General features: G+C 70.6%; 11 protein-coding genes and 2 tRNA genes. 9 read left to right on the top strand and 4 right to left on the bottom strand.

From position 1 onward, the window contains the following. Positions 1–10: 10 nt before the first annotated feature. Positions 11–4,129 carry a PAS domain-containing protein gene (locus PXH83_RS13965; protein ID WP_274560399.1) on the bottom strand — a complete coding sequence of 1,373 codons (4,119 nt, stop codon included), beginning with the start codon at positions 4,127–4,129 and terminating at the stop codon, positions 11–13. A gap of 221 nt (positions 4,130–4,350) precedes the next feature. Beyond that, positions 4,351–4,854, bottom strand: a complete 504-nt coding sequence (locus tag PXH83_RS13960) for an SSI family serine proteinase inhibitor (protein ID WP_274560397.1) — start codon at positions 4,852–4,854, stop codon at positions 4,351–4,353. 198 nt (positions 4,855–5,052) lie between these two features. On the opposite strand from PXH83_RS13960, the gene PXH83_RS13955 reads away from it, so the two are divergent. Further along, positions 5,053–5,143: transfer RNA gene (locus PXH83_RS13955), tRNA-Ser, on the top strand. Between the two features lie 198 nt (positions 5,144–5,341). Continuing rightward, positions 5,342–5,414, top strand: a tRNA-Arg gene (locus PXH83_RS13950). A 149-nt stretch (positions 5,415–5,563) separates the two neighbouring features. Here the strand turns inward: PXH83_RS13950 and PXH83_RS13945 are convergent. Further along, positions 5,564–6,208, bottom strand: a complete 645-nt coding sequence (locus PXH83_RS13945; RefSeq protein WP_274560395.1) for a MerR family transcriptional regulator — start codon at positions 6,206–6,208, stop codon at positions 5,564–5,566. An 88-nt stretch (positions 6,209–6,296) separates the two neighbouring features. Between PXH83_RS13945 and PXH83_RS13940 the strand changes: the two genes are divergently transcribed. From PXH83_RS13940 to PXH83_RS13910, 7 genes are all read left to right on the top strand, one after another. Further along, on the top strand, positions 6,297–6,707 hold the full coding sequence (locus tag PXH83_RS13940; protein WP_274560393.1) for a DUF3291 domain-containing protein: 411 nt from the start codon (positions 6,297–6,299) through the stop codon (positions 6,705–6,707). 66 nt (positions 6,708–6,773) lie between these two features. Then, the gene (locus PXH83_RS13935) at positions 6,774–7,661 is read left to right on the top strand and encodes a DUF2797 domain-containing protein (RefSeq protein ID WP_274560390.1); all 888 of its coding nucleotides are present in this window, start codon (positions 6,774–6,776) and stop codon (positions 7,659–7,661) included. 135 nt (positions 7,662–7,796) lie between these two features. Further along, positions 7,797–8,132 carry an antibiotic biosynthesis monooxygenase family protein gene (locus PXH83_RS13930; RefSeq protein WP_274560388.1) on the top strand — a complete coding sequence of 112 codons (336 nt, stop codon included), beginning with the start codon at positions 7,797–7,799 and terminating at the stop codon, positions 8,130–8,132. Further along, positions 8,119–8,994 carry an amidohydrolase family protein gene (locus PXH83_RS13925; RefSeq protein WP_338054712.1) on the top strand — a complete coding sequence of 292 codons (876 nt, stop codon included), beginning with the start codon at positions 8,119–8,121 and terminating at the stop codon, positions 8,992–8,994. The genes PXH83_RS13930 and PXH83_RS13925 overlap by 14 nt, the downstream gene beginning before the upstream one ends. A gap of 75 nt (positions 8,995–9,069) precedes the next feature. After that, on the top strand, positions 9,070–9,792 hold the full coding sequence (locus PXH83_RS13920; RefSeq protein ID WP_274560383.1) for a response regulator transcription factor: 723 nt from the start codon (positions 9,070–9,072) through the stop codon (positions 9,790–9,792). Between the two features lie 105 nt (positions 9,793–9,897). Continuing rightward, the gene (locus PXH83_RS13915; RefSeq protein ID WP_274560381.1) at positions 9,898–11,418 is read left to right on the top strand and encodes an MFS transporter; all 1,521 of its coding nucleotides are present in this window, start codon (positions 9,898–9,900) and stop codon (positions 11,416–11,418) included. Between the two features lie 79 nt (positions 11,419–11,497). After that, positions 11,498–12,256, top strand: a complete 759-nt coding sequence (locus tag PXH83_RS13910) for a TetR/AcrR family transcriptional regulator (RefSeq protein WP_274560379.1) — start codon at positions 11,498–11,500, stop codon at positions 12,254–12,256. A 317-nt stretch (positions 12,257–12,573) separates the two neighbouring features. Here the strand turns inward: PXH83_RS13910 and PXH83_RS13905 are convergent, their stop codons facing one another. Next, positions 12,574–14,925, bottom strand: a complete 2,352-nt coding sequence (locus PXH83_RS13905; RefSeq protein ID WP_476691302.1) for an MFS transporter — start codon at positions 14,923–14,925, stop codon at positions 12,574–12,576. Positions 14,926–14,998 lie beyond the last annotated feature (73 nt).

The following is a 14,998-nucleotide window of genomic DNA, read 5'->3' as shown; positions in this document are numbered from 1 at the left end:
TAACGACTGCTCAGTTGGTGCCGATCTTCGCGAGCAGGTCGACGATGCGGCCCTGGACCTCGTTGCTCGTCGAGCGCTCGGCGAGGAAGAGCACGGTTTCGCCCGACGCGAGCCGGGGAAGCTCCGTCTCGTCGAGCCCGGCCGAGGTGTAGACGACCAGCGGCGTGCGGTTCAACTGACCGTTCGCGCGCAGCCAGTCCACGATTCCGGCGCGTCGGCGACGTACCTGCATCAGGTCCATCACCACCAGATTCGGCCGCATCTGCGTAGCCAGCGTGACCGCCTCGGTGTCGGTCGCGGCGCGCGCTACCTGCATGCCGCGCCGCTCCAGCGTCGCCGTCAGCGCGAGCGCGATCTCCTCGTGCTCCTCGATGAGCAGTACGCGCGAGGGGTGCTGCTCGCTGTCGCGCGGCGCGAGAGCCTTCAGCAGTACGGCAGGATCCGCGCCGTACGCCGCCTCACGCGTCGCCTGCCCGAGCCCGGCTGTCACCAGGACGGGTACCTCGGCGGCGACAGCGGCCTGGCGCAAGGACTGGAGCGCCTTACGGGTGATCGGCCCGGTCAGCGGGTCTACGAACAGGGCGGCGGGGAACGCCGCGATCTGCGCGTCGACCTCCTCGCGGGAGTGCACGATCACCGGGCGGTAGCCGCGGTCGCTCAGCGCCTGCTGCGTGGAGACGTCGGGGGCCGGCCAGACCAGCAGGCGGCGCGGGTTGTCCAGCGGCTCGGGGGGCAGCTCGTCGTCGACCGGCTGGGGGTGGGGCCGGTTGGCCACCTCCACGGCGCCGTTGGGGCCGTCCAGCGGCTCGGGGCCCTCGGAGCCCTCGTCGGGGGCGCCTATGGCGTACGCACGCCCCTGCGTCGAGTCGGCCAGCAGCTGCTGCGGCGGGCCTTGGGGGTGGCGCGCTGCGGCGTCGGCGGACTCGGCGCCCTCGGCCGTTCTGGCGTCGGACGGTGTGGGCTGCTCCGCTTCCGGCCGCGCGGTGGCGAGCTTACGGCGCCTGCCGGAGCCCAGGGTCTGGTTCTGCTGCTGGGCGATCTGCTGCGCGAAGGGCATGCCCTGCCCAAGGGTGCGCACGCTGAAGGCGCGGCTCTGCGTCGAGTCGGCGGGCGGCGGGGGTGGGGTTGGGCCGGCGGCGGTCGCGGTTACGGGGGCCTCTGCGGGCAGCGGCTGGGCCGGGGGCAACGGCTGTGCTGCATAAGGCTGTTGGCGCCCGGGGGCGGGAGTGGCGCCGACGGGGGCGCCGTCGCCGTCACTTTCGTCGCTCTCGTTCACGCCTGCGGCGAAGCCCTGGGCGGGCCAGGTCTGCGTGGTACCGGTCGCGGCGGCGGTGGCCCCGCCGGGCGCCGGGCTGCCTACGGCGGACCAACTGTGGGGCGAGGCCACGACGGAGCCGCTGTCGTGGCCGTCCGGGGCGACGGCGTCGGCGGCCGGCGGGGCCGCCTCAGCCCGGCCCGGTCCGTGGGCCGAAGTCCCGTTCGCGGCCCAGTCGGGCCGGCCGGGCCGGCCGGGCTGGCCGGACTGGCCGGACTGGCCGGACTGGCCGGACTGCTCAAGCTGCTCCGGCTGTTGTGCGTGCAGGTCCCTGCGCGCACGGCGGCGCCCCGTCGGCGCGGCAACGGGGTGCGGCTGGGGCGGGGTGTGGTCGGCGTCCGGATCGGACCGTACGGCGTCATGGCGCCCCGGCAGCGAGGCATCCGCCGCACCGGCCGTCGGCGGCACGCGGTCGGCGTCGGCGGGCGGCAGCGCGAAGGCGGTACGCGCGCCCTGCGCCTGCGCCGGAGCCTGCGCCTGTGCATTCGCAGGCACCGGCGCCTCCGGCCGCTCCTGCGCCGGAGCGAGCGCCCTGCGCGCACGCCGCCCGGCCGAAGTCTGTTGCTGCTGCTGGGATTCGCTCCCGGCAGAGGGCGCGGCAGGCAGCGCGGGAAGCGCCTCCGCACCACGCCGCGCGCGGCGCCCTGTCGCCGCGGAGTTGTCGGCGGGCACACCCTGGGGCGGCACCGTCTCGCCGAGCGCCGCGCGCCCGGTGCCGTGCGCCCCCTCGGAGGCCGTCACGACGGACCCCTCCGAGACGGCAGCGGGACCGCCCGAAGGACCGGCAGCAGGCAGAGCAGCCCGTACCTCTACGCCGCCACCACCGTCCGGCGCCCCCTCAACGGGACTGGGCCGCCCCCGCCTGCGCCCCGTACCACCGGAGCCGGAGCCAGACCCAGAACCAGAACCAGGACCGGAGGCGGAAACAGCGCCGGCCCAGTCCCCCGCCGCCTGAGCCGGGAGCGCGATCCGTTCCTGCTGACCGGCACCGCCCTCGCCCTCCCCGCCCCGACGCGCCCTGCGCCGCCCGGTAGGAGCCGCAGGCGCCCCCGCGTCGTCACCACCGGCCCGCTCGCTGTCCAGGAACGCATCCGTCGAAGCCCGCCGCCCGCGCCGCCCCCCACCATCCGTCGGCGACCCCGCCTGCGAAGGCACAGGCACAGCAGACGCAGCAGCAGTAGAAACAGCAGCACCAGCACCAGCACCAGGCACCGGCGCCGGATCCGGATGGGCAGTCTTGTCCTCCGCGGGCGGAGCCACCGCCCCCGCGCCCTCGCCGAGCGGCACTTCGAGGACGTACGCACTCCCGCCCATGCCCGGCACCTCGTGCGTCTGCAGCACCCCGCCGTGCGCCGACACAATGCCGCGCACGATCGGCTCGTGCACCGGGTCTCCCCCGGCGTACGGCCCGCGTACCTCGATACGTACGACCTCACCGCGCTGCGCTGCCGCGACCACGATCGTCGAGTCCATGTACCCGCCGCCGGCCGCCGCCACCGGGGCCTTGCCCGTCGAGTCGACCCCGGCCACATCCGCGACCAGGTGCGCGAGTGCCGTAGCCAGCCGAGCCGCGTCCACCTCGGCCTCTATCGGCGGCGCGTGCACCGCGAACTGCGCGCGCCCGGGCCCGATCAGCTCGATCGCACCGTCCACGCCCGCCGCCACGACGCCGTCCAGCAGGACCTTCTTCTTGTCCAGCTCCTCCGTGCCCGCCGCGAGCCGCTGGAAGCTCAGGACATTGTCGACAAGGGTGGTCATACGGGCGTACCCGGCAGCCAGGTGGTGCAGGACCTGGTTCGCCTCGGGCCACAACTGTCCGGCCGGGTCGGCGGCCAGCGTCCCCAGTTCGCCCCGGAGCTCTTCGAGCGGCCCGCGCAGCGAGTCGCCGAGGACGGCGGTCAGCTGGGCATGGCGCCCGGCGATCTCCTCGTAGCGCTGGTTCTCGCGGTCGAGGACTTCGGTCTGCTTTTCGACCAGTTCGGCCTGTTTTTCGACGAGTTCGTCGTACGGGCGGCGGTCGGTGAAGGTCATCACCGCGCCGACGAGCTGGTCGCCGTCCCGCACCGGAGCGGTCGTCAGGTCGACCGCGACCGGCTTGCCGTTCTTCGCCCACAGCACCTGCCCGCGCACCCGGTGCTTGCGCCCGGACTTGAGCGTGTCCGCCAGCGGCGAGTCGTCGTACGCGAACGGCGTCCCGTCGGGGCGCGTGTGGATCGCGAGGGGGTGCAGCTCCTTGCCGCCGAGATCGCTCGCCCGGTAACCGAGTATCTGCGCGGCGGCCGGATTGACCAGAACGACGCGACCGTCCGTATCGGTCCCGACGACACCTTCGGACGCGGCCCGCAGGATCATCTCGGTCTGCCGCTGCGAACGGGCCAGCTCGGCCTCGGTGTCGACGGTCCCCGAGAGGTCTCGTACGACAAGCATGAGCAGCTCGTCGCCGGTGAAGCCGGGACGGTCGCTGTGGGACGCGTACGCGTCGCGGCCGTCCTCCAGGTTCGCGCTGGTCACCTCGACGGGGAACTCCGACCCGTCGGTGCGCCGCGCGACCATCCGGGTCGGCTTCGTACGCCCTTGATCGTCCTCGCCGTCCGCGCGCCGCATGGACCCCGGGATCAGCTTGGAGTCGAACGTCGGCAACAGGTCGAGCAGTCCGCGCCCGACCAGGCCCGTGCCCGGCGACTCCAACATCTCAAGCGCGATGGTGTTGGCATTGACGACGGTGCCGTTGCAATTGACGAGCAACAGCCCGTCAGGGAGTGCGTCGAGTATCGCTGCGAGGCGAGCAGCGCCTCGGGATGGCCTGCTGCTCACGACGACGGTTCCTCCCTGAACTACTGCACCTTGCCGACAGGCTGTCCCATTTTGCCCCTCGGGCCGCGCGCTGTCACTGGAGGGAGTCTAAAGGCAGGCGGCGGGAGCGGGGCGGTGGTGAGGGGGAGCTCTCACCAAGGTTCTGTGCGCTCGGACGCACAACGCGCCGGGCGGCATACGCGCTGACCAGGCAGGAGCTCCCCGCCCGGCGGCCGCGGCAGCTAGGAACGGACGGTCGGAAGTACCGGCTCCATCCCCATCCAGCGGGAGGTTTCGCAGCCGTCGCCGCGGTTGAAAGTCGCGTCGACGTTCCGCCCCCGCCACGTCCCGGTGATGCGTGCGGTGGCGTCCCCGCCGTGCTGCTGCGTGCACATCTGGCCTCCCGGCACGGGCGCGAAGGGGTCCTTGCCCTGGCCGGTCAGCTCGTCGAGGCGATCGCACGCTCCCTGTGCATCGGGGTGCGTGCCGCCCGTGGGCCCGCACTTCAGTTCGTACGTCCCGTTCGCGGCCGGATTGCCCGTCTTGGACGTCGTCAGGGTGAGCTGTGACTGCTTGTTGTCCGCCGCGTCGTCCTTGCCCTTGAGCAGCGGCAGGTCCTGAAGCACCGCAAGGTCCTGAAGCGCCGGCAGCGGGATGGGGGAGGGGGTCGCGGCGGTAGCGGCGGGGGCAGCGCCGGACAACACGGCGACGGACGCGGCGGCGGTGAAAGTGAAGCGACGCAGCATGGGGGCTCCTGGGACGTCCTGGGTGAAAAGGGGCGCGATGCCCTGCCTCCTTAACGCGCCGAGCCGCCCGGCGTTGCGCAACGGGCTAAGACTTTGCCCTCCCACCCGCCTGCCTAGTACCGTGGTCAGCGATTGGTGGCACCCCGCAAGGCTGTGTCATCATCTGCACGCACCCACTCGCGCAGGCGAGAGTGTGCTGGAGGCGTCGCCTAGTCCGGTCTATGGCGCCGCACTGCTAATGCGGTTTGGGTTTTAAAGCCCATCGAGGGTTCAAATCCCTCCGCCTCCGCGCGTGATCACCGAAGCCCCGGTCTCAGGACCGGGGCTTCGGTCGTTCAGGGTTGTTCCGTGACCTTGCTCAGAGGGCGCCCAGATGGTCGTTTTCGCAGCTCAGCAGCGGTCTGGGTAATGGATTTCGCGTGACGGCGCAGGTCATGTAATGTTGTTCTCGCAACGCCGACGGGGCAGAAAAAGCCCCGGACGCCAAGCACTCGTAGCTTAACGGATAGAGCATCTGACTACGGATCAGAAGGTTGCAGGTTCGAATCCTGCCGAGTGCACAACAAGCCGGAGGCCCTGTCGAGAAATCGACGGGGCCTCCGGCGTTTGACGTTGCGGGTGCTTTCCCCTTCTTGTTCCGGTCGATCCGCACGCGGGCTGCATCACGTACCGCAACCGCTCGGACGCGGTACGTGATGCGCAGGTGTTCCTATCCGCCGTACCGCTTGGCCGACTCGTCTTCCTGTGCGAGGCGTCGCAGTGCCAGCAGCGCGGGCTCCAGGAGCACGGTCAGCAGTACGGCCCGCTCGGCCTGTTCCAGCGGGTCCGCGCCGGCGTCCAGTTGGTCCAGGTCCAGCGCGGCCGTACGTTGCGCGAGCGCGGCGTAAGGGATGAGGGAACGCCAGTCGTAATCCATGCCGAGCGAACGCAGGGTCTCCAGGGTCTCGGCGACGACGGCCTTGGCCGGGGCGCCCTCGGAGACCTCCCAGCCCATTTCCGCGAGCAGCGCGTCCGCGTCGGTGGTGTTCCCGCTGCCGCTGCCGCTGCCGCTGCCGCTGCCGCTGTCGGTGTCGGGGCCGGTGGCCGGTCTGGCGCCCAGAACCAGACCGAGCACCTGGTGGGTGTCGGCCTCGTGCTCGGACACGGCGCTCAACACCTCTCTGGTCGTGCTGACCGACAGCCCTCGGATGCCGATGAGGGCGCGGATCAGCCTGAGGCGGCGTACGTGCGGCTCTCCGTACTCCGCCTGGGTGGCCGATGTCGGCCGACCAGGGGGCAGGAGGCCCTCGCGGAGGTAGTGCTTGATCGTCGTGACCGGTACCCCGCTGCGGCGGCTCAGCTCGGAAATCCGCATCTGTTCTCGCTCCCGGTATGGCGATTAGAGAGTGGCACTCTCTAATCTTAGACAGTGCCACTCTCTATTAAAGAAGGCGAGAAGTGCGATGCCGACACTGCCCTGGGTCACTCCGAACCCCGCTCCACCGCACACGCAGGCCGTCGTCATGGCCTCCCGCTTCGAAGTGCGGTCCCTCAAGGACGTACCCCGGTTCTTCTGGAAGTCGCTGTCCGCGTGGGGGCAGGTGCGGTCGGCGCCGGGGGCGTTCGGAGCTTCCCTCATCGCGCAGCCGGCGAAGCGCGTCTTCTACACGCTGTCCGCGTGGGAGAGCCGGGAGGCTCTGTACGCGTACGCGAGGGCCGAGCCGCATCGCAGCATCATGACCGGGCTGCGCGCGACGATGCGCAGCTCGACGTTCACGTTCTGGGAAGTACCGGTCGAACAGCTGCCGATCGGCTGGGACGACGCCAAGCGTCGTCTTGAGGAGCAGGCGCGGATCGACGCTGCTGCGGCCTGACGTCGTCGCGGAGTCCGGGTCACATTCCGGGCTCGCGTTGTCAGAGGCGGGAGTTAGCCTCCGAATATGAACTGGCTGTGTGGTGGGCTGCAGTGGGGGACGGGCCGGCCCGGGCTGGTCTGGTACGAAGCGGGCGGGCGGGCCGAGCGGGTCAGTTCGCTGGTCTACGGAGCCGGGGTCGCGTTCCGGGTGGGGGACGGGCAGCGGTTGTGCGTCGGCGCGCGGCGGGGCGGGTGTCCGCTGCGGGCCACCGTGCCGGGGCGGAGCAGCGGAGGGCAGTGCCCGGAGTGCGCGCGGCTCGACCGGGCGCGGTCGGTGGCGGCGGACACGATGGCCGACGATCCCCGGTCGTACGCCGTCTATCTGGCGTGGTTCGGCCCCCGGATGGTCAAGGTCGGGATCACCCGGGAGGAGCGCGGGGCGGCGCGGCTGCTGGAGCAGGGGGCCGTGGCGTTCACCTGGCTGGGGCGGGGGCCGCTGATGGCGGCGCGGCGGACGGAGGAGCTTGTGCGTACCGCGCTGGGGGTGCCCGACCGGATCCCGTACAAGGAGAAGCGGGCGGTTCGGCACGCGTTGCCGGGGGTGGAGAAGCGGGCGGGGGAGCTTGAGGGGCTGCACCGGCGGGCCGTGGCGCTGGAGGGGTGGGCGGAGGCGCTGGAGCGGGCGGCGTGCGAGGTCGTCGACCATGCCGGGGTGTTCGGGCTGGCGGGCCTGCGGCCGATGAGCGGGGTGGTTTCGGAGCTCGTCTCCGGTGGCTGTGTCGCGGGGCGGCTGGTGGCTGCCGCCGGGCCCGATCTGCATCTGGAGACGGAGGAAGGGGGGCGCGGTGGGGTGGTGGTGCTGGATACGCGGCTGATGAGTGGGTGGGAGCTGAGACGGGCCGACGACGCGGTGGGCGTGAGCGTTCCTGTGCGGGAGGTGGGGCCGGAGGCGGTGCAGGGCGGACTCTTCTGATGCCGCGCAGTCTGAGGCCGAAGTCTGATGCCGAAGTCTGAGGCCGAAGCCGAGGGTCAAGACTTGGATCCCTTCCGGATCCCGTATGGCAATGAGTGTGGACAGGGCAAAGCCGCAGGCCGGAGGGTGGGGCGCATGGACATACGACCTGTCGCAGCACATGAACCGCCCTACTACACCGTGGTGTTCACCTCGGTCCTGACGGAAAACCCCGAGGGGTACGGCGAGACGGCCGAGCGGATGCATGAACTCGTGAAGGATGTGCCCGGCTTCCTGGGGTACGAGTCGGCCCGCGCGCCGGGCGGGCTCGGGATCACCGTCGGGTACTTCCGGGACGAGGAAGCGATCGCGGCATGGCAGCGGAACCTGGAGCACCAGGCGGCGCAGAAGCAGGGGCGTGCCGAGTGGTACCAGAGGTATTCCGTCCATGTCGCCAAGGTGGAGCGGAGCTACGGCTTTGAGCGAGGCTGAGGACGTACGGCGGTTCTGGGAGCGGCTCGGCCTGCCGGGACTCGTCGACGTACACACGCACTTCATGCCGGAGCGGGTGCTCCAGAAGGTCTGGGAGTACTTCGACGCGGTGGGGCCGCTGACCGGCATGGAGTGGCCGATCACGTATCGGCATGAGGAGGAACAACGGGTCGCGCTGTTGCGGGAGTTCGGGGTCACGGCCTTCACCTCGATGCTCTATCCGCACAAGGCGGGGATGGCCGCCTGGCTCAACGGCTGGGCGGCGGACTTCGCGGCCCGGACCCCCGACTGCCTGCATACGGCGACGCTCTTTCCGGAGGAGGGGGTGGAGGCGTATGTGCGGGAGGCCGTGGAGAGCGGGGCGCGCGTCTTCAAGTCGCACCTGCAGGTCGGGGCGTACGACGCGAACGACGCGCTGCTCGACCCCGTGTGGGGGCTCCTGGCGGAGGCCGGGATTCCGGTGGTGATGCACTGCGGCTCCGGGCCCGCGCCCGGCAAGCACACCGGTCCCGAACCGGTCGGCCGGCTCCTGGCCCGGCACCCGCGGCTGAGGCTCGTCGTGGCCCATATGGGCATGCCGGAGTACGCCGATTTCCTTGAGCTGGCCGAGCGGTACGGGGAGGTCCGGCTCGACACGACCATGGCGTTCACCGACTTCTCCGAGCGCTTCACGCCCTTCCCCAGGGGTGAGCTCGGGAGGCTGGCGGATCTGGGGGACCGGATCCTGCTCGGCACGGACTTCCCCAATATTCCGTACGGATACGGGCACCAGCTGGACGCACTGGAACGGCTCGGGCTGGGCGACGACTGGCTGCGGGCGGTCTGTCACGGGAACGCGGCGCGGCTCTTCGGGCTGAGCTAGAAGAGGGCCGGGTTTCTCAGGAGATTCACAGGAACCGGAAAGGTCGCTCTCAGGGGCCCGGCCCAGGCTGCGCCTATGCGTACCGAAATGCTCAGACCCGGCGGCACCCCTGTGCGGGTGCTCGTGGTGGACGACGAGGCGCCACTCGCCGAGCTGCTGTCGATGGCGCTGCGATACGAGGGCTGGGAAGTCCGCAGCGCCGGTGACGGGGCGGGGGCCGTGCGCTCGGCGCGCGACTTCCGCCCCGATGCCGTCGTACTGGACGTGATGCTGCCGGACATGGACGGGCTCGCCGTCCTGGGTCGGCTGCGCTGCGAGCTGCCCGAGGTACCTGTGCTGTTCCTGACGGCCAAGGACTCGGTCGAGGACCGGATCGCCGGGCTCACGGCGGGTGGCGACGACTACGTGACCAAGCCGTTCAGCCTGGAGGAGGTCGTCGCGCGGCTGCGCGGGCTGATCCGCCGGTCGGGGACGGCGGCCGCGGCCGTACGGAGTGAATCGATGCTGGCGGTCGGGGACTTGACGCTGGACGAGGACAGTCACGAGGTCGCGCGCGGTGGGGAGGAGATCCACCTCACCGCGACCGAGTTCGAGCTGCTGCGCTTCCTCATGCGCAATCCGCGGCGGGTGCTCAGCAAGGCGCAGATTCTCGACCGGGTCTGGAATTACGACTTCGGGGGCCAGGCCAACGTCGTCGAGCTCTACATCTCGTATCTGAGAAGGAAGATCGACGCCGGCCGGCCGCCGATGATCCACACCCGGCGCGGGGCGGGTTACCTGATCAGACCGGGTGGGTGAGGTCCGGCGCGAAGAACGACTCAATATCTCGATATACAGCGTACGAGGCTCTCTTGTACGGTGTACGGGAAACTCCCGTACACCGTACAAGATGTAGGAGCCTGCATGACGGCGACGACCGCCGAGCACCACCCGGCCCCCACCCCCCAGGGCCACCCCCAGCGCTGGCTGATCCTCGGCGTCATCTGCCTCGCCCAGCTCACGGTGCTGCTCGACAACACCGTGCTCAACGTCGCGATCCCCTCCCTCACCAAGGAGCTGGACGCGTCCACCGCAGACATCCAGTGGATGATCAACGCGTACTCCCTGGTCCAGTCCGGCCTCCTGCTCACCGCGGGCAGCGCCGCCGACCGCTACGGCCGCAAGCGGATGCTGGTCGCCGGCCTCGCGCTCTTCGGCGCCGGCTCGCTCGTGGCCGGACTCGCGCAGTCCAGCGCCCAGTTGATCGCCGCCCGCGCGGGCATGGGCATCGGCGGCGCGCTGCTGATCACCACCACCCTCGCCGTCGTCGTCCAGATCTTCGACGACACGGAGCGGGTGAAGGCCATCGGCCTCTGGTCGACGGTGAACTCGCTCGGCTTCGCGGTCGGTCCGCTGATCGGCGGCGTCATGCTCGACCACTTCTGGTGGGGCGCGATCTTCCTGATCAACATCCCGGTCGCGATGATCGGCCTCGTCGCCGTCGTCTCCCTCGTACCGGAGTCCAGGACCAAGCAGGGCGACCGCCCCGACGTGCTCGGCGCGCTGCTCTCCACCATCGGCATGACCGCCGTCGTGTACGCGATCATCTCGGGCCCGGAACACGGCTGGGCCTCCACCCAGGTCCTGCTCTCCGCCGCCGTCGGCGTCCTCGTCCTCGGCGTATTCGTCTTCTGGGAGCTCCGCATCCCCTACCCGATGCTGGACATGCACTTCTTCCGGAACCAGCGCTTCATCGGCGCGGTGGCGGGCGCGATTCTCGTGGCGTTCGGCATGGGCGGCTCGCTCTTCCTCCTCACCCAGCATCTCCAATTCGTGCTGGGTTACGGGCCCTTGGAAGCCGGGCTGCGTACGGCGCCCCTCGCGCTCACGGTCGTCGCGCTCAACCTCACCGGGATCGGGGCGCGGCTGCTGCCGAAGCTGGGTACGCCCGCAACCATCGGGTCCGGCATGAGCCTGCTGGCTGCGGGCCTGGCCGCGATCGCGGTGCTGGGTGGCGGGTCCGGCTCCGGATACGGCGGGATGCTGTTCGGCCTGGTCGTGATGGGTGCGGGCATTTCGCTCGCCATGCCCGCCATGGCAAACGCGATCATGAGCGCCATACCGCCCGAGAAGGCCGGTGTCGGCGCGGGCATCAACGGCACGCTCGCCGAGTTCGGCAACGGCCTCGGCGTCGCCGTCCTGGGCGCGGTGCTGAACTCCCGCTTCGCCGCACTCGTACCCACTGCCGTCGGCGCGGCCTCGCTGCCCGCGGCGCTGGCCGGCGCGGGCGACGCGGGCGAGCGGGCCCGTATCGCGGACGCGTTCGCCTCCGGCGTGGAGACCAGCCAGCTGGTCGGAGCGGTCGCGGTACTGGCCGGAGGCCTGCTCGCCGCGGTGCTGCTGCGCCGTGCCGAGCAGGCAGACTCAGCGGTAACAGCGGCATAGCATCGGAGCAGGGGGAGCGGACCGGAGGATTCCGGTCTGTCGCCGCCCGCCCCGCCGGGAGAACGAGGAGTGTGCGCCCATGGTGTCCGCGGCCGACCGCGTCAAGAACCCAGCCCGGAACAGCGTCTGGCTGGAGCGCCGGACGGGACGCACCCGCAAGGCCGAGCAGCCGGCCGGTCTCGACCGCGACAGGATCACCGCGGTGACGGTGCGGCTGCTCGACGCGGAGGGGCTCGCCAAGTTCTCCATGCGGCGGCTCGCGACCGAGCTGAACGTGACCGCGATGTCGGTCTACTGGTACGTCGACACCAAGGACGACCTGCTGGAACTGGCCCTCGACTCGGTCTTCAGCGAGATCACGCCGCCGGACGAGAGCGTCGACTGGCGCGACCGGCTGCGGGGACTGGCCGTCAGCTACCGGGAGTTGCTGGTCCGCCATGTGTGGGTGTCGCCGCTGATCGGCACGTTCCTCAACATCGGCCCGCACTCACTGGCGTTCTCGCGTGCCGTACAGGACGTGATGCGGGCGACCGGGCTGCCGCCGCACGGGCAGATGGGCGGCCTCTCCGCGGTCTTCCAGTTCGTGTACGGCTTCGGAACGATCGAGGGGCACTTCGTGCAGCGGTGCGCGTCGGCCGGGATGAGCCAGGACGAGTTCTTCGCCCAGGCGATGGGCACGATCCGCACCGCGCCGGAGCTGCGCGAGGCGTTCGAGAGTGCGCAGGACTTGATGGAGGCGCGGGGCGGGGACACGGTGGAGGAGATGCGGGAGCGTGACTTCGATTTCGCACTGGAGACGCTGATCGCGGGCATCGAGGCGATGGCTTCACGAGGGTAGGCCCCAGGCCCCCGGACGCCCTTGGGGGTCCCCCCGGGACGAAGTCTGGGGGAGTGCCCTCAAATGCCGGACGGGCTGAAGTTAAGCCCGTCCGGCATTTCTCGATGCGCCCGCCGAAGTCCAGGAAGCGGCCGTGGACGCTGGAGATCCCCAGGTGCTGGGCGACCGCCGCCACCGACGAGTGGGGCCCCGGCCGGGGCCGACAGGCCGTCCCCTGCCTGTCGGCCCCGGTACCGAGGCCCGCCTCCACACCGGCCGTAAGGAAGGGGGGCGACTCTCCGCTCGAAGCGCGCCCCCCCCCGGCCGGGGGTCCTGAATTACCCCCCTGGGTGGGCGAGTTCGATGTCGTGGCCGTCCACACCGTGGCCCGTGACCGTCAGCGCCCCCGCCACCGGCGGATAGCCGGTCGCGACGACCGTGTACTCGCCCGAGTCCAGGTCGGCGAAGGCGTACGCCCCGTCGTCCCCGGTCGTGGAGGTGGCGACCACGTTCCCGGCCGCGTCCATCAGCGTCACCCTGGCGTCGGCCAGCGGACGCCGGTCGGCACCGCCCCGTACCGTGCCCCGTACCAGTGCACCGGACTGCAGCGCGACCTCGATACGAGCGACGCCCTGGCCGCCGATTTCCACCGGCAGTGCCCTCGGCCGGAAGCCGGTCGCGTTCACCGCTACGGTCACCGTGCCGGGCACCAGCTCGCCGAAGACGAACTCGCCCTGTGCGGCGGACTTTCCGGTGGCCAGCACATCGCCGCGTACGTCGGTGACGACGACCATCGCGTCCTCGACCGGCAGTCCGCCGTCCGCGGCGCGCACGGTCCCGGTGAGGCCGCTCGTACCGGTGAGCAGGATGTCGTACGCGACGGGCTCGTCCCCCACGACCACCGTGGACGCCTGTGGCTGGAAGCCGTCGGCGGAGGCGATCAGGACGTACGAACCAGCTGCCGGGGCATCCAGCGCGTACCGGCCCTCCTGGGCGACCGCGCGCCTCAACTGCCGTCCCGCGACAGAGATCAGCGTGACAGCGGCGTACGGTACGGCGGTTCCCTCGGCGGTACGGACCGTGCCGTGCAGGGTCTTGCCGGTGGCCGTAACGGTGGGCTCCAGGGCGGTTTCGGCAGCCGGTACAGGCACCGGCCCGGGTACCGGTACCAGTGACTCCGACGTCTCGCCGTCGTTCGACGACTTCAACGCGACCTCCTTCACGAACAGCACGAGAATCAGCCCGACCAGCGCGATCGGCGCGGCGTACAGGAAGAGGTCCGCGACTCCGTCCCCGTACGCGCTCTCCATCACGGTCCTGATCGGCGCAGGCAGCGCGTCCATGTCCGGGATGGTGTTCCCGCCCGCCGCACCGGCGCCCGCACCCGGCTTGATGTGGAGCGCGGCGAGGCCGTCCTCCACGTAGTGCGTGATGCGGCTGGACAGCACCGCGCCGAGCGCGGAGACGCCGACCGCGCCGCCGAGGGAGCGGGTGAAGGTGACCAGGGAACTGGCCGCGCCGAGTTCGGCGGGCTCGACCTGGTTCTGGGAGGCCAGCACCAGGTTCTGCATCATCATGCCGAGGCCGAGGCCGAGAACCGCCATGTAGACGGCGACCTGCCAGTAGTCGGTGTCGTACGTGATCGTGCTGAGCAGTCCGAGGCCCGCGACGAGACCGATGCCGCCGCCGACCAGGAAGCCCTTCCAGCGGCCCGTCTTGGTGATGATCGCGCCGGAGACCGTCGACGAGACGAATAGACCGGCGATCATCGGGATCGTCAGGACGCCGGACATCGTCGGCGACTCGTCCCGCGCGAGCTGGAAGTACTGGCTCAGGAAGACGGTCGAACCGAACATCGCGACACCGACGAAGAGGCTCGCGAAGGAGGTCAGAGCGATCGTCCGGTTACGGAAGAAGCGCAGCGGGATCAGCGGCTCTGCGGCCTTGTTCTCGACAAGCAGGAAGATCAGGCCGAGCACGATCGAGCCGCCGACCATCGCGTACGTCTGCCACGAGATCCAGTCGTAGTTGTCGCCCGCCAGGGTCACCCAGATCATCAGCAGCGAGACGGACGCGGCCAGGAAGAAGGCGCCGAGCCAGTCGATCTTGACCTTGCGGCGGACGACCGGGAGCTTGAGGGTCTTCTGGAGGAGGACCAGCGCGATGGCCGCGAACGGCACACCGACGTAGAAGCACCAGCGCCAGCCCAGCCAGTCGGTGTCGGTGATGACACCACCGAGCAGCGGGCCGCCGACCGTCGCGACCGCGAAGGTCGCGCCGATGTAGCCGGCGTAACGGCCGCGCTCACGCGGCGGGATCATCGCGGCGATCACGATCTGCGAGAGCGCGACCAGACCGCCGGTGCCGATGCCCTGGAGCACGCGGAAGGCGATCAGCGTGCCGGTGTTCTGCGAGATACCGGCGAGCGCCGAACCGATGACGAAGATGACCAGCGCTATCTGGACCAGCAGCTTCTTGCTGAACAGGTCCGCGAGCTTGCCCCAGAGCGGGGTGGTCACGGTCATGGAGAGGAGCGCGGCGGTGACGACCCAGGTGTACGCGCTCTGGGTGCCGTCGAGGTCTCTGATGATCTCGGGGAGGGCGTTCGACACGATGGTCGACGACAGCATCGCGACGAACATGCCGAGCAGAAGGCCGGTGAGGGCCTCCATGATCTGCCGGTGCGTCATTGGCGTGCCGTCGGAGGCGTGGTGGTGGGACCCCTGCTTGGCGTGGCCGCCCCGCACACCGGCTGGTGTGGTC

The sequence above is a fragment of the Streptomyces spiramyceticus genome (assembly GCF_028807635.1).
Lineage (GTDB): Bacteria > Actinomycetota > Actinomycetes > Streptomycetales > Streptomycetaceae > Streptomyces > Streptomyces spiramyceticus.
The sequence above is the reverse complement of the archived record's forward strand: the minus strand, read 5'-3'. Positions and strand labels throughout refer to the sequence as shown.